This window comes from Arthrobacter pascens (assembly GCF_030816475.1).
GTDB lineage: Bacteria > Actinomycetota > Actinomycetes > Actinomycetales > Micrococcaceae > Arthrobacter > Arthrobacter pascens_B.
In genome coordinates, this window is record NZ_JAUSXF010000001.1 from 3073405 (window position 1) to 3092842 (window position 19438).

Consider the following 19438-nt stretch of genomic DNA (forward strand, 5'->3'; position numbering starts at 1 on the left):
TGCCGATTCCAGCGGGGCGGCGAGCAAGCCGGTCAAGAAAACCCGGTCAAGAAAAAGCTGTGGGGTCCGCGTTTAGCTGACCCCACAGCCGATTCTGGTCGGGCCCGCTACTCGCCGACGGGTCCGATCGGAACTATCTTCCCATTTTCAACCTTGTATCCATAGACCGTAGGCGCCTGGAGTTCGCCCTTGGCGTTCCACTTGTAGTGCTTGCTCAGGCCGTCCTTGTCGTAGCTCTTGACCCAGGACAGCAGATCCGGCCTGGACTGCTTGCCTGCATCAATGCCCGAGAGGAGGACTGTCGCGGCATCGTAGCCCTCGATCGAGTACGTTCCAGGCTCAGCACCCTTGGACACCTCTTTGTAGGCGGAGGCGAAATCAGGAATCAGCTCACCCGGGATGCAGGGGCAGGTGAAGTAGGCGTTGCTGGATGCATCACCAGCCTGCTTGATGAACTGATCGTCCTTGACGCCATCAGGGGCGACGAATGTACCAGTGAATCCCTTGCCCGAGAGCTGCTGGTCGAAGGGCGCTGCCTCGGGATAGTAGCCAGAGTAGAAGACAGCATCGGCCTTGGAGTTCATGATTTTGGAAATAACGGCCGAGAAGTCCTTCTGGCCGGTGGTGACCTTGTCGGAGCCGGCAAGGGCACTTCCCAGGCCGGCGGTAGTCGACGCGCCCAGTCCGATGCCATAATCCGAGTCATCCTGGACCAGGTAGACCTTCTTCGCGCCGAGCTTGCCGGTCAGGAATTTGGCAGCAGCCGGCCCCTGGACGGCGTCGTTGCCCAGGCCACGGAAGAACGTGGTCCAGCCGTTTTCGGTCAATGACGGGTTCGTGGCGGAAGGCGTGATGTGGACCAGGCCCTTCTGCTCAAAGATGTTGCCGGTGGCCTTGGATTCTCCCGAGAAGGGAAGACCGAGGACGCCGATGATGTCGGCCTCGCTGACTATCTGCGTCACCGGACCGGTGGCCTTGTTCGGGTCACCTTCGGTATCAAACTTCTTGAACACGACCTGGCAGCCAGGGTTGGCGGCGTTGTGCTGGTTGATCGCAAGCTGGATGCCGTTGAAGATGTTGATGCCGAGCTGGGCATTAGGACCCGTCTGCGCTCCGGCGTAGGCCAGCGTTGTCGTGGCAGGGCAGGTTGCTTTGCCGTCGCCCTTCGGAAGGACCGCGGCGGGTGGCACGTCGATCTTGGAAATTGCGGGAATGTTCACTTTGTTAGCGGCCCCCGAGGTGTCATTCGTGGTGGGGCCGGCCTGATTGGCGCAAGCCGACAGCAGCATGCTGAGTGTGGCTGCCGCTGCCAACGAAGTGAGGACGTTCTTTCGATACATTTATTTGCCTTCCGAGCCGGATCCGTTGCGTGGCTACCCGGATGGAACCGGGGCGGCCGCGCCTACTTCCGAATATGTTTCCTGAGACTACTACCAACTCTGTGTCGTGGAACACATGCCCCTCTTCAGGGCGTGGCCAAAACATGCGATGCGAGGGATGGATCAGGAGTTCCTGATTCCACTTCAAGCTAATGCATATCCTGCGGGAAAATAAGTGACTATGGTCACATACTTATAACAGTCGTTGCATATGCGGAATCAGACGCGAAGCTGCAGACACTGAAGGCCCGGAAGAGGGCATGGGAAGAGAAGGGTTCTTGTGCCCCAGGCGAGACTCGAACTCGCAACACGCGGATTTTAAGTCCGCTGCCTCTGCCAATTGGGCTACTGGGGCGCCCGGTCAATGGTATCCCGTCACAACCCCTCAAATGGGGCGGCATACCGGAAGGTGCCGTGAACTCCCCCGGGCCACAACGCGAGCGGCAGCAGTTGGAACCCATCGCCCCAAAGCTCTTCGGGAGGCAGAACACCAAGGGACGTGGCAGGCACAAAGCCGAAACGCGGGTAGTACTCGGTACTCCCCAGCAGCGCGATGCCGCTCTCCCCCGCAGCGTTGGCCCGCGCGATGGTTTCATTCATCAGCGCGCTTCCGATGCAGTGCCGTTGGAGCCTGGGCGTCACGCCGATCGGGCCAAGTCCCAGCAGTTGATGCTCGGCCACCCAACCGCGGGAACTAATAACATGGCCCACCACCTCGCCGTCGAGGACTGCCACGATGCTGAATTCCGGCAGATACCCCTCCGAGTCAAAGAGCTGGCGGAGCAGCTCCACTTCAATCGGCTCTCCCTCCGCCGCCAGGCCTGTCGCGGGCGAAATGGCGAACGCCTCTGCCGTCAGGGCAAGGATCTTTTCCCGGTCCTCGGGCTCTTCACTGCGGAGAACCAGCTCAGGCCGGGGCTGGTGCCGGCTCTCGGCGGAGAGTTCAGCCAGGACTTCAAGAGCGCGGGCAGCATCCGCCACCGGCACCAGCAAATGATCACGGTGGAAGCCCGTCAGCACATTGCAGCTGATCCTGGCATCGGTCAGGGCCCTGCCCACGGCGGCGGTCAGGCCGACTGCCTCCAGTTCGGAATGGACCTGCAGCGTTATCCAGGCGGCCACAAAGTCATAAGGCAGGCCCAGGCTGTCCGCCTCCGCCCGGGACAGGACCGCCGTGAGTCCCTCGGCCTCGCGGACCGCCGCCTCGATGTCTGCCTCCAGCGGCCTGCCCCGCGGCCACAGAACGTAGACGTACTCCCCTTCCCGCAGCACCGGATGGATGGAGGCCAGCAGGGTCTGGAGGTTTTTGTCGCCTGTCATGGTGCCCAGTCTAGGATGCCAGGGCATGCCTGCGGGGGCGTATCGTGTGCGTTCACGCCGCCCACGCAAACGGCGGCTGTCCCCTGAGGGGACAGCCGCCGTCGGACGTTACTGCAGGTGGGCCTTAGGAAACCAGCCTATTTGGCGTTGGCCGTGACTGACTGCTTGGGATCGAAGCTCGTGGCGGCCGCGGATCCGGGCTTGGCGGACTCGGGAGCTTCAACGGGCGGGGCCGCGGCGGCCGGCTTGGGCGCCGGCGTTGCAGCTGCCACGAACGCACCGCGGGGGTTATCCAGGTCGATCAGCTGGGTGGTGTCGCGGCCCAGGAAGAAGGCCAGGATCCAGCCAAGGATGACACGTACCTTGCGTTCCACGGTGGGCATGGCCATGCCGTGGTAGCCGCGGTGCGCCAGCCAGGCCAGAGGGCCCTTGAGGCCGATGCTGCCGACGAGGTTGATGTTGGCAACGCCCTTCCATTCGCCGAAGCCGGCCACAGCACCGAGGTTCTTGTGCTTGTAGTCCTTGAGCGGCTTGTCCCAGCGGGAGGCCCACAGGTTCTTGGCAAGCCGTTTGGCCTGGCGCAGTGCGTGCTGGGCGTTCGGCACGCAGGTCCCGTCCGGGAGCCCGCTGCCGGTGAGATCCGGAACCGCGGCGATGTCGCCGGCGGCCCATGCGTTGTCGATGATGCCCTCGTCCCCGGCGATGCGGAGATCCGGGAGGACCCGGACCCGTCCGCGCGGCTCCAGCGGGAAGTCCGACGAGCGGATCATCGGGTTGGCCTGCACGCCGGCGGTCCAGACCAGGGTGTCGGCCTCGAACTCCTGGGCCAGCGTCTTATCCGGGAGGTTGATGAGCTTCAGCGTTCCCTCGGCGCTGTCCAGTGAAGTGTTCAGCAGGACTTCGATGCCGCGGCTGCGGAGGTGCTCCACAACCCATTCAGCCTGCTTGGCGGTGACCTCGGGCATGATGCGGCCCATCGCCTCGACCAGGACGAAGCGAACTTCTTCCTGCCGGACGCGCGGGTTGTTCCGGACCGCCGCGCGGGCAAGGTCCTCCATCTCGGTAATGCATTCGATGCCGGCGAAGCCGCCGCCGACCACCACGAACGTCAGCGCCTTCGCACGTGCTTCCGGATCGGTGATCGTGGATGCGGCTTCAATTCGGTCCAGCACCTTGTTGCGCAGAGCCACGGCTTCTTCAATGGTCTTGAGGCCGATGCCCTTGTCCGCCAGTCCCTTGATCGGGAAGGTGCGGGTGATGGCGCCCGCGGCCACGACGATGTCGAAGTAGGGAACTTCGATGTAGTCCCCGCCATCGGCGGGAGCCACGACAGCTGTGCGGTTGGCGTGGTCGATGGACGTCACGCTGCCCTGGATGAGTTCCGTCTGCTTGAGGTGCTGGCGGTGTGAGACCACTGCATGGCGAGCCTCGATATTGCCGCCTGCAACTTCGGGCAGGAACGGCTGGTAAGTCATGTAAGGCAGTGGATCCACGAGGGTGACGATGCCACCGGCATTCGCGATCTTCTTCTGCAGTTTGAGTGCTACGTACAGGCCGACGTATCCGCCGCCGACGACGAGTACCCGGGGACGGTCCTGGAGCTCTGGGGTGGTTGCCATGATTTAAGAGTACAGCACTTTGTGAAAATCTTCACTAACTACGTTTTGCCGCCGGAGTGGACCCTATCCAGCGTCCCCGTGTCCGGATCCTCCTGGGCCGGACGGGGGTTCCGGGCGGCCTTGCGCAGTTGGAAAACGGCAGCGGCAATGATGGCCAGGAACAGCAGAGCAAAGCCGACAACGACGGCGGCTGCGAGGGCGCTGTCCCGCTTTGAGGGAGCCTTCACTGCCGGCACAGTTGCCTCCGGCAGCGTCGCGACGGCGCTGGGCACATCAGCAGTGGGCAGGGGGACGGATGGCGCCCCCACGTTTCCGCGCCGGTGCACTCGGATCCAGTCCGAAATGGATCCCAGCGGATTGCTCGCGGCCTCGGGTACGGGATCCTTCAACGCACCTTCGGCATTGAGCACCCCGAAGCCATAAAGCGGGTCCTTCCCCGGAGTGCCAGCGTCCTTTGCCGTACTGACGATCCGGTTGATGACCTGCTTGGCACTCATATCCGGCCACTTGGAGCGGATGAGGGCCGCTACCCCGGCCACAATGGGGGTGGCTCCGGACGTGCCGGCCCATTCGGCGTAGCCGCCGCCGGGGATTCCGCCGAGCAGGTTTTCCGCGGGGGCCGCCACTCCGATGCTGATCCCCTGCGAGGACGCGTCGATACTTGCCACGCCTTTCCGGTCCAGGCCGGCAACGGTAAGCACGCCCGGGATAGTCGCCGGCGCACCTACTTGGATGTTGCCGCCCACCCTGTTTCCGGCCGCAGCAACTATCACCACATCTTTCTGCTCGGCGTACAGAAAGGCGGCGTCCCAGCTTTGGGGCCACTGCGGCGTAGTGCTTCCCAGCGAAATATTGATGACCTTGGCACCGTTGTCCACCGCCCAGCGGACTGCCTCAGGGATCTGGTCCTGGTCGCTCTTGCCAGCGGGGTTCGGTGAGCCAAGCCAGGTGGAGACGGACAGAATCTGGGCCTCAGGGGCCACACCAACAATGCCATCCGGGCCAGGGCCGGAAGCGTCGGGGCTCGGCGAGGCCGTGGATCCTGCGGGCTGGTGGCCGCGCCCGGCCAGCATGGTGGCCACTAGCGTGGCGTGTTCCGGCTTGGCGCCGATGCTCTTCTGTCCGTCCGGGCTCCCGGAGCCTGAGACATCGAAGCCGCCCACCACGGCGCCCTTGAGGTCGGGGTGCTGGGCGTCCACCCCGCTGTCGATCACGGCAACCTTCACACCTGCCCCCTTGGAGACCTCCCAGGCCTTGGTGATGCCCGACTCGGCCAGCCAATACTGCTTGTCCCGCCAGGAGTCCGCGTGCGCCGCCGGCGCCGCCGCGAGTCCGGCACTAAGAGTGCCGAAAGTGAGGATTATCGCCAGGAGAGCGGAGGCGGTCCGGCGGAACCGGGCTGTTGCTCTGGTCATTTGGGGTCCCATGGTCGGCTAGCTGATGCTCAGGGCAATGCCATCAAGAATGTCGTGTTCGCTGGCGGTGGCCGTGACGATACGGCCTTCCGTGAGCTCATTCAGTCGCTCCAGGACCCGGCGCCACACCAGCCCGCCTGCGCCGATCACGTCCACCCGGCCTGGATGCATGTACGGCAATTCTGCACGTTGTGCCTTTTTCATCTCCAGCAGATCCGTCGCGGCCCCGCGGATGGCGTCGATGGACAGTTCGGTTCCGTGGATCACCTCGGGGGAATACTGCGGCAGCCGCAGCGCGTGGGCGGTGATAGTGGTGACCGACCCCGCAACGCCGACGACTGCGGTGGCGCGTTCCAGCGGAACGTCCCGTTCCACCCGGGTGATGGCGGCGTCGACGTCGGCCTCGGCGGCGGCGATCTGCTCCGCCGTCGGCGGATCGTCCCTGAGGTGCCGCTCGGTCAGGCGCACGCACCCGACGTCGACGGATTTCCCGGCGGTCACGCCGTCCGCAGTGCCGAGGACGAATTCCGTGCTCCCGCCCCCGAGGTCAATCACCAGCACCTGGTGGCCATCCAGGATGGGCAGGACACTGCTCGCCCCGGCGAAGGACAGCGCGGCTTCCTCGTCGCCGGTGATGACTTCCGGTTCCACGCCGAGCAGGCTGCGGATTCCGTCCACGAAGACCTGGCGGTTGCGCGCGTCCCTGCTTGCGGATGTGGCAACAAAGCGGACCGCGACTACGCCGTTTTCACCGATCATCCGGGCGTAATCCGCGGTGGCGGCGAACGTGCGCTCCAGCGCCTCGGGCGCCAGCTCTCCGGTGGCGTCCACTCCCTGGCCCAGCCGGACGACGCGCATCTCGCGGACCACATCCGTGAGCTTCGCCCTCCCGTTACTGCGGTCGACGTCGGCGATCAGCAGGCGGATGGAGTTGGTACCGCAGTCGATGGCAGCAACCCTTGTCATAGGCCTGCCCCTGCTGTTCCGGCGGCCTTACGGACGGGAGCCGGCCGGCCCACGATCTCGGGTAGGCCCTGCGGTCCATGCCGACTCAGGTCCCTGGACGGGGCCTCCCCCGCGGTGTCCCAGGCGCCGTCGCAATAGCAGCGCTCGGCGGTCCACCACTCGCTAATGGCGGCGATTGCCTCATCTCCCAGCGGATTGACCCCTGGCCCGGCGGCCAGGGAGTGGCCTACCAAGACATGCAGGCATTTGACCCGGGCAGGCATGCCGCCAGCGGAGATGCCGTCAATCTCGGGGACCGCACCGATGCCGGACCGTTCCCCGATGGCTGCCCGGGCTGCCAGATAATCCTCGTGTGCTGACCGGTACGCGGCTGCAAGTGTTTCATCGGCGGCGAGGCGGCCGTTCATGTCGTTCATGACTCCGGCGGCCTCCAGGCGGGACACAGCCGAGGTGATGACGGGATGCGTCAGGTAGAACGTGGTGGGGAACGGGGTGCCGTTGCCCAGCCGCGGGGCCGTGGCGGCCACGAGGGGGTTGCCGCAGATGCAGCGCGCCGGGATTTCCACTACGTCGCGGACCGGCCGCCCCAACTGCCGGCTTAATACGTCGAGATCATGTGCTGATGGCTGGCGGGACATCTCCGGCGCAGTCGCCGTGTTTTCTTCCACTGGCGCGGCCATCCTTCCTCTTTGGTTCAGTCTGTGGCCGCACGCCGGATGGACTCCCACAGGGAATCCACCCACGGCAGATCGGCGGGGTCTTGTGCTGCGCCGGCCTGGCTACTGCTTGTTCCGGCCGGCAGATCGCTGCCGAACACCCAGTAGCCGGTTTCCCCCGGCATAACCATGTTAATCCGGTCGCGGGCCTGCTGTTTCACATAATTGGGGTCCTGCCAGCGTGATATCTGCTGCCTCAGGCCGTCCTGCTGGGCCTGGCTGGCGGCGATATCGGCCTTGAGACCGTCGATCTCGGCCTTTTTGTCGAAAAAGATCTTAACGGTGGGCGCCAGCATGATGGTGATGGCGATCATCACCACCGCCAGCGCGAGCATGCGGCCCGAAAACGCCTTGGCCGGTACCGGGTGCGGCTCTTCCTCGTTCCCGCTGTCCCTGGACTGACCACCGGATCCCGCATTCACGGTGCCGACTTTTCCCGACCCGGCGCGTTCCCGCGACGCCTTTCCAGCGGCTGGGTTTCCCTTGGCCGTGATTCCCTTGGCAAGATCTTCCCTGGCTCCGCCAAAATCGGCGCGGATGACGTCGGCGGTGTCAGGGGCTTCCCTGGCTCGCTCCGTTGTGGCCGGCTCCGTTGTGGCTTGCGGCCTCTGGGCGGCCCTGGGAACTTTTGGACGGCGGGTAGCCATGACACTCCTGAAACGTTTGGCCTGCCTGGGGCCGAAACTGTCGGCGCTGGAACACACCTGCGCTGATACGAACCAGCCTGATACAGCCTGGCTGAAACAGAAACCGGTGGCTATGGTCTTTCAACCATAGCCACCGGTCAGCGGTATACGCGGCTACTAGCCCTTGAAACGCGGGAACGCGCTGCGGCCGGCGTAGCGTGCGGCATCGTCGAGTTCCTCTTCGATGCGCAGCAGCTGGTTGTATTTGGCAACACGCTCGGAGCGGGCCGGGGCACCGGTCTTGATCTGACCGGCGTTGGTGGCCACGGAGATGTCAGCGATGGTGGTGTCCTCGGTCTCACCGGAACGGTGCGAGGTGATGGTGGTGTAACCGGCGCGCTGGGCCAGGCTGACGGCGTCCAGCGTTTCGGTCAGGGAACCGATCTGGTTGACCTTCACGAGCAGCGAGTTTGCGGTCTTGGTCTCGATGCCGCGCTGAAGGATGGAGGGGTTGGTGACGAACAGGTCATCGCCCACCAGCTGGACCTTGTCACCGATGGTGTCGGTGAGGGTCTTCCAGCCGTCCCAGTCGTTCTCGTCCAGCGGGTCCTCGATGGAGACCAGCGGGTAGTCGGCGACGAGTTCGGCGTAGTAGGCGCTCATCTCGGTTGCGGACAGTGCCTTGCCTTCAAACTGGTACGCGCCGTCCTTGAAGAATTCAGAGGAGGCAACGTCCAGTGCCAGGGCGATGTCGGTGCCCGGCGTGTAGCCGGCGTTCTTGATGGCTTCCTGGATCAGATCCAGCGCTGCACGGTTGGACGGCAGGTTCGGCGCGAAGCCGCCTTCGTCGCCAAGGCCGGTGGACAGGCCCTTTTCCTGGAGCACGGCCTTGAGCGCGTGATAGACCTCGACGCCCCAGCGGAGGCCCTCGGAGAAGGTTTCGGCACCGAGCGGGACAACCATGAATTCCTGGATGTCGACGTCGGAGTCGGCGTGGGAGCCGCCGTTGAGGATGTTCATCAGCGGCACGGGCAGCACGTGGGCGTTCGGGCCGCCCAGGTACTTGTACAGCGGCAGGTCTGCAGAGGCGGCAGCGGCGTTGGCCACGGCGAGGGAAACACCCAGGATGGCGTTGGCGCCGAGCTTGCCCTTGTTGGCCGTGCCGTCCAGGTCGATCATGGCCTGGTCGATGCTGCGCTGGTCCGTCGCGTCAAAACCGGTCAGGGCCGGAGCGATCTGGTCGATGACGGCGTCGACGGCCTTCTGGACGCCCTTGCCGAGGTAACGGCCCTTGTCACCGTCCCGCAGTTCGACGGCCTCGTGCTCACCGGTGGAGGCACCTGAGGGAACTGCAGCGCGGCCGATCTGGCCGTCGGAGAGCAGGACTTCAACTTCTACGGTCGGGTTGCCTCGGGAATCGAGGATCTCGCGGGCGTGGATGGCATCGATGAGCGCCATGGATAGGCTCCTTATGGGCGATTTACTGGGAAACTTGCGGAAAGACTCGACGTCCTCGTCAGGGTCTAGCGTAGTCGAGAGTGGGAAAGGTTACGGAAACCTATCCACCCCTGGACGTCATGATTGCGTTGGCCTGCTCCAGCCGTGTTCAGCACCGTGCTCCTGGTAGCGCCGGACAGCGCCCCTGAGGGCGCGTTCTGCGTCGAACCCCTTGGTGCGTGCGGAACGAACGACGGCGAGCAGCAGCTCACCGAGCTCCTCCTCGGTATCCGGAACCGGCACGCCGCCCGGCGGCATGTGGTGGGGAGGCACAGCTGCTTGGGGAAGCACAGCGCCGGCCCGCTCGGCCCTGTCCAGGGACTTCTGGGCCCGTGCCAGCGCAGGCAGTGCCTCCGGGATTCCCTCAAACGGGTGCTTCCGTTCCGGACGTTCCGCCTGTTTGACGGCGTCCCATTTCTGCACGATCTCCTCCACTGTGGCTGGGAAGCTGTCCCGCAGTGTGCCGTCAGGCCGGAAGACGTGCGGATTGCGGCGGATCATTTTGGCACTGATCCCGCGGGCGACGTCGTCGAAAGTAAACGCGCCCCGCTCCTCAGCGAGCCGGGCGTGCAGCACCACCTGGAGCAGCACGTCACCCAGCTCGCCACGGAGTTCAGCGTCATCCCCGCCGGCTTCAATGGTCTCCGCCAGCTCATAGGCCTCCTCGAGGAGGTATTCCACCAGGGAGTCGTGGGTGAGTGCCCCCATCCACGGGCAGTGCTCGCGGAGGGAAGCGATTATCCCCAGGAGCTCCCCCAGCTCGCAAGCTCGCTCGGGGATCCCTGCTGCTGTGGGCCCACCCGGCAACTCCCCCGTCGGTTCCGGGACGGGAGGCTGGCCGGCGCCTGCAGCCTGCTGGTTAGCCCAGGTTGGCATAGGCGTCGTTGATGTACTCCACCAGGGCTTCCTTCTCCTCGAGCGGAAGGAAGGATGCCTCGGCGGCGTTGAGCGTGAGCTCGAGCAGGTCGTCGAGATCGTAGTCGAACGTTTCGACGAGGAGTTCGAACTCGTCCGTCAGGGTCACGCCGCTCATCAGCCGGTTGTCGGTGTTGATAGTCACGTTGAAGCCCAGCTGGTAAAGCATGTCCAGGGGGTGGCTTTCGATGCCCTCACCGAAGCCGGCGATTGCACCTGTCTGGAGGTTGGAGGAGGGGCAGATCTCCAGGGCGATGCCGCGGTCCCGGATCCAGCTGGAGAGGTCGCCCAGGGTGACCAGGCCGATGCTGTCCCCGCCGTCTTCGGCGCTATCGTCGTCTTCGTCGTCGAATTCCACCATGATGTCCTCGGCGATCCTGACTCCATGGCCCAGGCGCAGCGCCCTGCCGTCCACCAGGGCGGACTGGATGCTCTCCAGCCCGGCGGCCTCACCGGCATGGACTGTGGCCGGGAAATTGTGCTCGGCCAGGTAGGTGAAGGCATCCCTGAAACGGGACGGCAGGAAACCGTCCTCGGCGCCTGCGATGTCAAAGCCAACGGCACCCTTGTTGCGGTGGCGGACGGCGAGCTCGGCGATCTCCTGGCCGCGGTCAGCGTGCCGCATGGCGGTGATCAGTTGGCCCACCTGGATCTGGCGGCCGGTCTCGGCCACGGCGTCGACGCCGGCATCGAGGCCTTCCTGCACCGCCTCCACCACCTCATCGAGGGAGAGTCCCTTCTGCAGGTGCTGCTCCGGCGCCCAGCGCACTTCCCCGTACACGACGCCGTCGTCAGCGAGGTCCTCCACAAATTCCTTGGCGACGCGGAAGAGGCCATCCTTTGTCTGCATCACAGCAACGGTGTGGTCAAAGGTCTCCAGGTAGCGGACCAGTGAGCCGGAGTCCGCGGACTCCCGGAACCATTCCCCGAGGGCCACCGGATCGGCGGAGGGAAGGCTATGGCCAACGGCTTCGGCCAGTTCGATGATGGTGGCCGGCCGGAGACCGCCGTCCAAGTGGTCGTGGAGGGAAACCTTCGGCAGGCTTTTCAGGTCGAAATCAAGGGCAGGGGCAGCGTCAACGATAGGCTCAGTCACGTTCCAACCTTAGGGTTGGCGGGCTCCTTACGCCAGCCGCTACTTTGTGCCGGTCTCGGTATCCCCGGTTGCGGATGCCAGCATCGATGACGGACCCGACACCGTCGGGCGTGCCCCGGCAGGGCCGCCGTCCAGCCAGTCATCAGCGCGCCGGGCGTCGTTCCGGGCCAGGTGCTGGTGCCACAGCCGCAGGCCGTGGTCCAGGAGGACTCCGAGCACGATGGCGAACACCACGGCGATGCCGGCGCTCAGCAGGGGGTTGTGGTGCAGCCAGGGGAAGGAGCTGGCCAGGAAGCCGATGCCGATGGAGTACCCCACCCAGGTGAAGCAGGCGCAGGCATCCAGCACGAAAAACCGGCGGTGCGCGAACCCTGTGCTGCCGGCCACGTAGTTGACTGCCACCCGGCCCCAGGGGATATATCGTGCGGTGAAAATCAGGACCGCACCGCGCTTTTCCAGCTCATACCGGGCCCACGCAAAGACTTTCTGGACCTTGGGACGGCGCATCCACTTCCACCGCTCCAGGCCGATCTTGCGGCCCAGCATAAACGCCATGTTGTCACCCGCCATGGCGCCGACGAGGGCGGTCAGGCCCAGGATCCACAGGTTCGGCTCGCCGCTATGCCGGGAAAACGCTGCCAGCGCAACGATCAGGGTCTCGCTGGGCACCACCATGGCAAAACCGTCCACAAAGAAAAAAACCAACAGGACGGGGTAGATCCACCACTGACCAGCTGCATGGAGCACGGCCTCATTAATAAACTCCACGCGGTCTTGCTCCTAGACGAAAATGACGCAGCCAAAGTGACGAAAGTCGCTCTTCAGTGTCCCATGGCAGGGGCGTGGTCCGCTACGCCCCGCCGTCGGGATCCTTCAGCCGCTCTACCACCGGGACCTTGCCGCGCAGGCGGTTGATGGCCAGGTCTACGATGATTCCCAAAGCCACGGCGCAGATAATCGCGATGACCGCGCCCAGAAAGTGGTTGTTTTCGAACCATTGGCCGAAGAACAAGCCGATCGCCACCGAATATCCGGCCCATAGAGTGGCGGAGAGAATGGTGAGCCCGATGAAGCGAAAGTGGTGATAGTGCGTCACGCCTGCTGTGAGGTTCACGGCCACCCTGCCGATCGGGATGAACCGCGCCACGAGGATGAGGGAGGCAGGACGCTTCCGCAGCTCGTCCCCGGCCCAGCGGAAGGCAGCCTGCATCCGCGGCCCGCGCATCCACTGCCAGCGGCGGATCCCCACCCTGCGCCCGATCAGATAGGCGATGTTGTCCCCCGAAAAAGCCCCTAAGGCCGCAACAAGCGCCAGCAGCCATGGATTGGGAACATCAGCGGTGGCGGCGACGGCAGCCAGCCCCACCACCACTGACTCGCTCGGGATTGGCGGAAAAAACCCGTCAATGATGCAGCAGGCGAGCACCAGCAACAGCACCCAGGGCTGCCCGGCGGCAGCGAGGATGAAATCGTTGATGGCCTGCATGGGCTTATGCTATGCGGTCAATGATCAATTGCTGGGCAGGCCGGGAGCCTTCCGGAGCTATCACGACGGCATGCTCCAGCGATTCCTTGGCACGGGCGAACTTCTCCGGGGTGTCGGTCAGCAGAGTCATCAGCGGTTCACCGGCGCGGACCACCGCGCCGGGCTTCGCATGCATGCGGATCCCGGCGCCCGCCTGGACAGCATCCTCCTTGCGGGCACGGCCGGCGCCCAGGCGCCACGCCGCCACGCCAACTGACAGGGCATCAAGTTCAACCAGTACGCCGTCAGCCGGTGCATAAATGACCTCGGATTCCCTGGCAGCCGGAAGCTTGGCCCGGGGGTCTCCGCCCTGCGCCTCGATCATCCGGTTCCACACGTCCATGGCCCTGCCATCCTTCAGGGCGGCGCGGGGATCGGCGTCGTGAACGCCTGCGCATGCGAGCATCTCCTCCGCGAGCCGGACCGTCAGCTCCACCACGTCGTCAGGGCCACCGCCGGCCAGGACCTCCACGGATTCCTCTACTTCAATCGCGTTACCGGCTGTGAGCCCGAGTGGCGTACTCATGTTGGTCAGCAATGCGACGGTATTAACACCTGCATCCTTACCCAGCGCCACCATGGTTTCGGCCAGTTCCCGCGCGCGGGCTTCATTTTTCATGAACGCCCCGCTGCCCACCTTGACGTCGAGGACGAGCGAGCCCGTCCCCTCGGCGATCTTCTTGCTCATGATCGAGGAGGCGATGAGCGGGATCGCCTCCACCGTGCCGGTGACGTCGCGCAGCGCATAAAGCTTCTTGTCCGCCGGAGCCAGGCCTGCGCCAGCCGCGCAGATGACGGCGCCGACGCCCTGCAGTTGCGCCATCATCTCGTCATTGCTCAGGGCGGCCCGCCAGCCGGGGATCGATTCCAGCTTGTCGAGCGTGCCGCCGGTGTGGCCCAGGCCGCGTCCGGACAGCTGGGGCACGGCGACGCCGAACACCGCCACGAGCGGCGCCAGGGGCAGGGTGATCTTGTCCCCCACTCCCCCGGTGGAGTGTTTGTCGCTGGTAGCCTTCACGCCGCCGTCGGGCCGCCGCAGGCCCGAAAAGTCCATCCGCTCCCCTGAAGCGATCATGGCGGCGGTCCAGCGAGAAATCTCTGCCCGGTCCATGCCGTTCAACAGGATGGCCATGTTTAGCGCAGCCATCTGCTCATCGGCAATGACGCCGCGGGTGTAGGCATCGATGGTCCAGTCGATCTGTTCGGCACTCAGAACGCCTTTGTCCCGCTTGATGCGGATGATGTCGACGGCGTCGAAGGCTTCGGTTTTGTTCGTGCTTCCTGCGTTTCCTGCGTTTTCAGTCTGTGCTGTCATTGAGGTTCCTCCAGGTGTTGGGGGCCAAATGCATCGGGGAGCACCTGGTCCATGGTCTTTATGCCCTGAGTGGTCATCAGTTCCATGCCCGGTGCGCGGAATTCGTAGAGCAGCTGGCGGCAACGGCCGCATGGCATCAGGATGTTTCCGCCAGCATCCACGCAGTAGAACGCTCGCAGCAGCCCGCCGCCCGTCATGTGCAGGTGACCCACCAGCGCGCATTCGGCGCAAAGAGTGAGGCCGTAACTGGCGTTTTCCACGTTGCAGCCGCTGACGATCCGGCCATCCCCGGTGAGGGCTGCGGCCCCCACCGGAAACTTCGAATACGGGGCATAGGCGTTTTTCATGGCGGCGACTGCTGCAGCCTTGAGCGCTTCCCAGTCAACGCCGCTACCAGGCGCGCCAGCTTCTGAAGTCCCGTTGTCTTCCACTGCCATCAACCCTTGACATAGGGTATGCCGCTGGCGGCCGGTGGCCGGGAAGGGCCCACAAGTCCGGCCACGGCGATCACCGTCAACGCATAAGGCAGCATCGCCATAAACTGGCTCGGTACCGGTGAGCCGATGATCGTGATGATGCTCTGGAGGTTGTCGGCGAAACCGAACAGAAGCGCAGCCAGGAACGCCCCGATGGGATTCCAGCGGCCGAAGATCAGGGCCGCAAGGGCGATATAGCCGCGGCCGCCGGACATGTCCTTGCTGAAGGCATCCACGGACACCAGCGTAAAGAAGGAACCGCCGATGCCGGCAATGGCGCCGCCCATGAGTACATTCCTGAACCGGGTGCGGTTGACGTTGATGCCGACGGTATCCGCGGCCTGCGGGTGCTCCCCCACGGCCCGCACGCGCAGGCCCCACTTGGTATGGAAGAGGCCTATGTAGACCACGATCACCGCGGCGTACATCAGGTAGCCGACCAGGGACTGGTGGAAAAGGATGGGGCCGATGATCGGGATGTCTGCCAGGAACGGGATGTCCACGGGATCCAGCCGTCCCGGTTTGTTCAGGTGCTCCGGGTCAGCTGTCAGCAGCGTGGAAAACAGGAAGCTGGTAAGTCCACTGATCAGGACGTTCAGTACCACGCCGACGATGATCTGGTTCACCAGGTATTTGATGCTGACAATGGCGAGCACCAGCGACACCAGGGCGCCGGCTACCGCCGCTGAGATCAGGCCGAGGTAGACATTGCCGGTCACGGTGGCCACGACGGCGGCCGAGAAGGCTCCCAGCAGAAGCTGACCTTCGATGGCGATGTTGACCACGCCCACGCGCTCGCACAGCACGCCCGACAGTGAGCCGAAGACGAGGGGAACGGAGAGAGTAACTGACCCTGCCAGCAGCCCGCCGAGCGATATCGACGGCTCATTGTCACGGCCGCCGGCAACGATCCAGACGAGGAAACCAACGAGGAATACGACGGCGAAGACTCGACCCACCCAGCGCGGGGTGGGCCGGCGCCGGCTCGTCAGGAAGATGGCGCAGCCAGCCAGTGCCAGGAGGACTGCCGAGCAGATCCAGCCCACGGCCACCGACGGAACGGAAACCTTTTCCACCCCGGCAACACCCAGTGCGGCAAGACCCAGGACCACGACCGCTGCGAGCAGAGCCGCCGGAATCCAACGGTCCACCGGTCCGCGCTGCCGCCGCCGCGCCGCCCAGAGATAGCCCAAATAGGCGGAGACGGCCAGAGCCACTGCAAGTGTCACCCAGCCGGCGGCGGTCGAAGCATTCGGGTCACGGGCCTCCGCGATCCTGAAACCGGCCACCTTTCCGTTGGTCAGCAAGCCAAAGAGCACTGTGCCCAGGAGCGCCAGCAGCCCGAGTCCGATGCCGGCCTTCCAGCTGACCAGTTCGGAGGCGGCAGCGGCTGCGGTCGCGCCGTTCGCGGCCGCAGCGTCAGCGTCCCGCTGCCTGGCAGGAGGTTGGGTCGTGGCGCTCATGCTGCCGCTCCGCTCTTCACGCCGCGGGTCATTGAACCGGCGGTCCCACCCTGGGTGGGCTTTTTCTTACGGGGGTTGAGTCCGAAAATCGCCCGGACCAGCGGGGGCGCTGCGATGAACAGCACGATCAGTGACTGGATCACGAGGACAATGTCGATCGGCGTCTGGGTCTGCGCCTGCATGGCCACCCCCCCGGCACGGAAGGCGCCGAAGAGGAGACCGGCGAAGAAGGTCCCCCACGGCGTCGACCGGCCGAGCAATGCAACCGTGATGGCGTCGAAGCCAATGGAGGCGGCGACACCGCCTGACAGGTACTTCTCCGTACCCGACACCTGCGCGATGCCGGCCAGGCCGGCCAGGGCCCCGGCGATCGCCATGACCAGGATGGTGGTCCTGGCCACGTTGATGCCGGCAGTCTGGGCGGCACTGGCGTTGGCCCCGACGGCGCGGAATTCGAAACCGACAGTGGAGCGGTTAAGCAGCCACCAGACGAAGGCCGTGGCAAGGACTGCGACAAGGAAGCCTGCGTGCAGCCGGAACTGCGGACCGAGCAGCTCAGGAAAGAGCGCATTCTGGTCCAGGAACGGCGAAATCGGATTCGTGGAGCCTTTGCGCTGGAAGGCCGGAGTGGTCAGCAGGAACAGCAGCAGGAAGTTTGCAATGTAGTTCAGCATGATCGTGACGATCACCTCGTGGGCACCCGTGCGCGCCTTGAGCAGGCCCACCACACCGCCCCAGACGGCGCCGCCCACCAGGCCGGCAATAATCACCACGAGCAGATGCAGGCCGATCGGAAGGTGCCAGGTAAAACCGGCGTACGCGCCGAACAGGGCGCCGAAAATGATCTGGCCCTGGGCACCGATGTTGAACAAGCCGGCCCGGAACGCGAGGGCGACACCCAGGCCGGCGCAGATCAGCGGGGTAGATACCGTCAGGGTTTCCGTGATCGGGTACAGCTGCGCGGCCGGATCGGCGCCGGCCCAGTTAAAGATGGAACCCTGCACCAGGGCCGCGTACGGACGGAAGACTTCTGTTATCAGGTCACCGGGCTGGGCCAGGAAATATCCGGCTGTGGCGGCGACCCTGGGATTGGTGACGGCCATCAGGATGCCACCCAGGACTATCGCGAGGACCACTGACAGCAGCGACACCATGGCGTTGCCAGTGAAAATCTGGCGCAGCAGGGAACCGCCTGTGGCGGCCCGGATGCTCCCGCTCTGGCTGGTGCTCGGGACGGCCGACGGCGGAATATGGCCGCCGGCGGTGTCAATGACCACGTCGGTGACGACGTCCTCTACCGGCGAAGCCTGCACCGGGCCGTCTTCGGCCGGAGCTTTCGCCGCATGTTTGCCGCCCGGCACGGATTCCGGCGTCGTCTTCTCAGACATGTGATTCTCCTTCTCGGCCGGACGCTTCCGGTACGGCAGGCGGGTTAGCGACCGCGTGCGCTTTGACACTGGCTTCGGCTTCAGCCGCGGGAACCCCTGCCATCATCAGGCCCAGCACATCGCGCGAGGTACTTGCCGGCACGATGCCCACAAGCCGGCCCCGGTACAGCACGGCAATACGGTCCGCCAGCTGTACCACTTCATCGAGTTCGGTAGAGACGATCATGACCGGGGTTCCGTTGTCGCGTTCGGCGATAACGCGTTTGTGGACAAATTCAATGGAACCGACGTCAAGGCCGCGCGTCGGCTGGGAGGCGATGAACAGCCGCAGCGGCCTGGACAGTTCGCGGGCCAGTACAACTTTCTGCTGGTTGCCGCCGGAGAGCGTGCCGACGGCGGCCGTCACCGAGGGGGTCCGGACGTCGAATTCTTCGACTTTCTTCGCGGCGTTCTCCGAGATGACCGACGGTTTCATTCCCAGTCCGCTGGCGAACGGCGCCTTGTCGTACAGATCCAGGATCATGTTCTCCGAGACGGAGAAGGTACCCACCAGGCCGTGGACCGTCCGGTCTTCGGGAACGAACCCGACTCCCGCGCCCAGGACCTGCTTCACGCTGCGGCCCAGCAGCTCCTCGCCGTCGAGCGTCACCGATCCTGTGACATGCGGCTGGACACCCAGGATGGCCTCGGTGAGTTCGGTCTGGCCATTGCCCTGGACACCGGCGATGGCCAGCACCTCGCCCTTGGCGATGTCGAAAGAAAGACCATCCACGACCCGCTGGCCATTGGCGTTGACGACTGTCAGGTTCCGGACCTTGAACGTGACATCCCCGGTCCGGGGCTCGCCCTTCTCGAGTGTCAGCTTCACCGCGCGTCCCACCATGGCGGAGGCAAGCTCCGTGGTGGAGGCTGTGGGCTCGGCCTGGCCGACCACCTTTCCCCTGCGGATAACCGTGATGGTATCCGAGATCTCCTTGACCTCGCGGAGCTTATGCGAAATGAAAACGATCGACTTACCGTCCCGCTTCAGCTGACGGATAATGTCGAGGAGCTCATCGGTTTCCTGCGGCGTGAGCACTGCCGTCGGTTCGTCCAGAATGAGGATCTCAGCGTCGCGGACCAGGGCCTTAATGATTTCCACCCGCTGCTGGACCCCCACAGGGAGGTCTTCGACCAGGGCGTCCGGATCGACGTCGAACCCGTACTGGTCAGAGATCTGGCGGATCCTGCGCCGGGTCGCCTCGACGTCCAGGAATCCTGCTGTCCTGGTGGTCTCATTGCCCAAGGCCACGTTTTCGGCAACTGTGAAAACCGGGATCAGCATGAAATGCTGGTGCACCATCCCGATGCCCGCGGCCATCGCCTGCCCCGGGTCCTTGAACACCACAGGCTTCCCGTCGATCAGGATTTCGCCCTCGGTAGGATCGTAGAGGCCGTAGAGGACGTTCATCAGGGTGGATTTCCCTGCGCCGTTCTCCCCCAGCAGGCAGTGCACCTGTCCCGGCTCGACCACAAGGTCGATGTGGTCATTGGCTACAAGGGATCCGAATCGCTTCGTGATCCCTCTCAGTTCGAGTTTCAAGACCCCAACCAATCTGTATGTGTATGGATCTGCCCCGGCGTTGTTGCGGCAGGGCACCGGGTGGTCCCAGCCTAGTGTCCGCCGTCGTGCTTGGGCAGTATGGGCTGGTGGAACGCGACAAGGCGCACTGCCCTTCAGCC

At 64.6% G+C, this 19438-nt stretch carries 17 protein-coding genes and 1 tRNA gene; all 18 read right to left on the reverse strand.

Features of this window, described 5'->3' with window-relative positions:
- Nucleotides 1–107 precede the first annotated feature (107 nt).
- Nucleotides 108–1340 (reverse strand): branched-chain amino acid ABC transporter substrate-binding protein, encoded by a 1233-nt coding sequence (locus QFZ40_RS14045; RefSeq protein ID WP_306905138.1) that lies wholly within the window; start codon nt 1338–1340, stop codon nt 108–110.
- A 320-nt stretch (nt 1341–1660) separates the two neighbouring features.
- Nucleotides 1661–1734 (reverse strand) — tRNA-Leu (locus QFZ40_RS14050).
- Nucleotides 1735–1754: 20 nt separating this feature from the next.
- On the reverse strand, nt 1755–2699 hold the full coding sequence (locus tag QFZ40_RS14055) for an N-acetyltransferase (RefSeq protein ID WP_306905139.1): 945 nt from the start codon (nt 2697–2699) through the stop codon (nt 1755–1757).
- Between the two features lie 137 nt (nt 2700–2836).
- Nucleotides 2837–4318, reverse strand: coding sequence for an NAD(P)/FAD-dependent oxidoreductase (locus QFZ40_RS14060; RefSeq protein ID WP_306905141.1), 1482 nt, complete (start codon nt 4316–4318; stop codon nt 2837–2839).
- Between the two features lie 38 nt (nt 4319–4356).
- Nucleotides 4357–5733: a S8 family serine peptidase gene (locus tag QFZ40_RS14065; RefSeq protein WP_306905142.1), complete on the reverse strand. Its 1377-nt coding sequence runs from the start codon at nt 5731–5733 to the stop codon at nt 4357–4359.
- An 18-nt stretch (nt 5734–5751) separates the two neighbouring features.
- Nucleotides 5752–6699: a Ppx/GppA phosphatase family protein gene (locus tag QFZ40_RS14070; protein ID WP_306905144.1), complete on the reverse strand. Its 948-nt coding sequence runs from the start codon at nt 6697–6699 to the stop codon at nt 5752–5754.
- Nucleotides 6696–7367: a DUF501 domain-containing protein gene (locus QFZ40_RS14075; protein ID WP_306905145.1), complete on the reverse strand. Its 672-nt coding sequence runs from the start codon at nt 7365–7367 to the stop codon at nt 6696–6698. The genes QFZ40_RS14070 and QFZ40_RS14075 overlap by 4 nt, the downstream gene beginning before the upstream one ends.
- 26 nt (nt 7368–7393) lie before the next feature.
- On the reverse strand, nt 7394–8062 hold the full coding sequence (locus QFZ40_RS14080) for an FtsB family cell division protein (protein WP_306905147.1): 669 nt from the start codon (nt 8060–8062) through the stop codon (nt 7394–7396).
- A 156-nt stretch (nt 8063–8218) separates the two neighbouring features.
- Nucleotides 8219–9499, reverse strand: coding sequence for a phosphopyruvate hydratase (eno, locus tag QFZ40_RS14085; protein WP_306905149.1), 1281 nt, complete (start codon nt 9497–9499; stop codon nt 8219–8221).
- Between the two features lie 117 nt (nt 9500–9616).
- The gene (locus QFZ40_RS14090) at nt 9617–10246 is read right to left on the reverse strand and encodes a MazG nucleotide pyrophosphohydrolase domain-containing protein (protein ID WP_306906930.1); all 630 of its coding nucleotides are present in this window, start codon (nt 10244–10246) and stop codon (nt 9617–9619) included.
- A 151-nt stretch (nt 10247–10397) separates the two neighbouring features.
- The gene (locus tag QFZ40_RS14095; protein ID WP_306905150.1) at nt 10398–11549 is read right to left on the reverse strand and encodes an adenosine deaminase; all 1152 of its coding nucleotides are present in this window, start codon (nt 11547–11549) and stop codon (nt 10398–10400) included.
- 39 nt (nt 11550–11588) lie between these two features.
- Nucleotides 11589–12317, reverse strand: a complete 729-nt coding sequence (locus tag QFZ40_RS14100; protein WP_306905152.1) for a DedA family protein — start codon at nt 12315–12317, stop codon at nt 11589–11591.
- An 82-nt stretch (nt 12318–12399) separates the two neighbouring features.
- Complete coding sequence (locus QFZ40_RS14105; RefSeq protein ID WP_306905153.1) at nt 12400–13035, reverse strand: DedA family protein; 636 nt, start codon at nt 13033–13035, stop codon at nt 12400–12402.
- Between the two features lie 4 nt (nt 13036–13039).
- Complete coding sequence (locus tag QFZ40_RS14110; RefSeq protein ID WP_306905154.1) at nt 13040–14389, reverse strand: thymidine phosphorylase; 1350 nt, start codon at nt 14387–14389, stop codon at nt 13040–13042.
- Nucleotides 14386–14826, reverse strand: a complete 441-nt coding sequence (locus QFZ40_RS14115) for a cytidine deaminase (RefSeq protein ID WP_306905155.1) — start codon at nt 14824–14826, stop codon at nt 14386–14388. The genes QFZ40_RS14110 and QFZ40_RS14115 overlap by 4 nt, the downstream gene beginning before the upstream one ends.
- On the reverse strand, nt 14826–16328 hold the full coding sequence (locus QFZ40_RS14120; RefSeq protein WP_306905156.1) for an ABC transporter permease: 1503 nt from the start codon (nt 16326–16328) through the stop codon (nt 14826–14828). The genes QFZ40_RS14115 and QFZ40_RS14120 overlap by 1 nt, the downstream gene beginning before the upstream one ends.
- Nucleotides 16325–17716 carry an ABC transporter permease gene (locus QFZ40_RS14125; RefSeq protein WP_306905157.1) on the reverse strand — a complete coding sequence of 464 codons (1392 nt, stop codon included), beginning with the start codon at nt 17714–17716 and terminating at the stop codon, nt 16325–16327. The genes QFZ40_RS14120 and QFZ40_RS14125 overlap by 4 nt, the downstream gene beginning before the upstream one ends.
- Nucleotides 17709–19298 carry an ABC transporter ATP-binding protein gene (locus QFZ40_RS14130; protein ID WP_306905158.1) on the reverse strand — a complete coding sequence of 530 codons (1590 nt, stop codon included), beginning with the start codon at nt 19296–19298 and terminating at the stop codon, nt 17709–17711. The genes QFZ40_RS14125 and QFZ40_RS14130 overlap by 8 nt, the downstream gene beginning before the upstream one ends.
- Between the last annotated feature and the right edge of the window lie 140 nt (nt 19299–19438).

Excerpts from the sequence above, each read along its gene's own strand:
- QFZ40_RS14045 (WP_306905138.1), bottom strand. The coding sequence starts at position 1,340 with ATGTATCGAAAGAACGTCCTCACTTCGTTGGCAGCGGCAGCCACACTC.
- QFZ40_RS14055 (WP_306905139.1), bottom strand. The coding sequence starts at position 2,699 with ATGACAGGCGACAAAAACCTCCAGACCCTGCTGGCCTCCATCCATCCG.
- QFZ40_RS14060 (WP_306905141.1), bottom strand. The coding sequence starts at position 4,318 with ATGGCAACCACCCCAGAGCTCCAGGACCGTCCCCGGGTACTCGTCGTC.
- QFZ40_RS14065 (WP_306905142.1), bottom strand. The coding sequence starts at position 5,733 with ATGACCAGAGCAACAGCCCGGTTCCGCCGGACCGCCTCCGCTCTCCTG.
- QFZ40_RS14070 (WP_306905144.1), bottom strand. The coding sequence starts at position 6,699 with ATGACAAGGGTTGCTGCCATCGACTGCGGTACCAACTCCATCCGCCTG.
- QFZ40_RS14080 (WP_306905147.1), bottom strand. The coding sequence starts at position 8,062 with ATGGCTACCCGCCGTCCAAAAGTTCCCAGGGCCGCCCAGAGGCCGCAA.
- eno (WP_306905149.1), bottom strand. The coding sequence starts at position 9,499 with ATGGCGCTCATCGATGCCATCCACGCCCGCGAGATCCTCGATTCCCGA.
- QFZ40_RS14090 (WP_306906930.1), bottom strand. The coding sequence starts at position 10,246 with ATGGGGGCACTCACCCACGACTCCCTGGTGGAATACCTCCTCGAGGAG.
- QFZ40_RS14105 (WP_306905153.1), bottom strand. The coding sequence starts at position 13,035 with ATGCAGGCCATCAACGATTTCATCCTCGCTGCCGCCGGGCAGCCCTGG.
- QFZ40_RS14110 (WP_306905154.1), bottom strand. The coding sequence starts at position 14,389 with ATGACAGCACAGACTGAAAACGCAGGAAACGCAGGAAGCACGAACAAA.
- QFZ40_RS14115 (WP_306905155.1), bottom strand. The coding sequence starts at position 14,826 with ATGGCAGTGGAAGACAACGGGACTTCAGAAGCTGGCGCGCCTGGTAGC.
- QFZ40_RS14120 (WP_306905156.1), bottom strand. The coding sequence starts at position 16,328 with ATGAGCGCCACGACCCAACCTCCTGCCAGGCAGCGGGACGCTGACGCT.
- QFZ40_RS14125 (WP_306905157.1), bottom strand. The coding sequence starts at position 17,716 with ATGTCTGAGAAGACGACGCCGGAATCCGTGCCGGGCGGCAAACATGCG.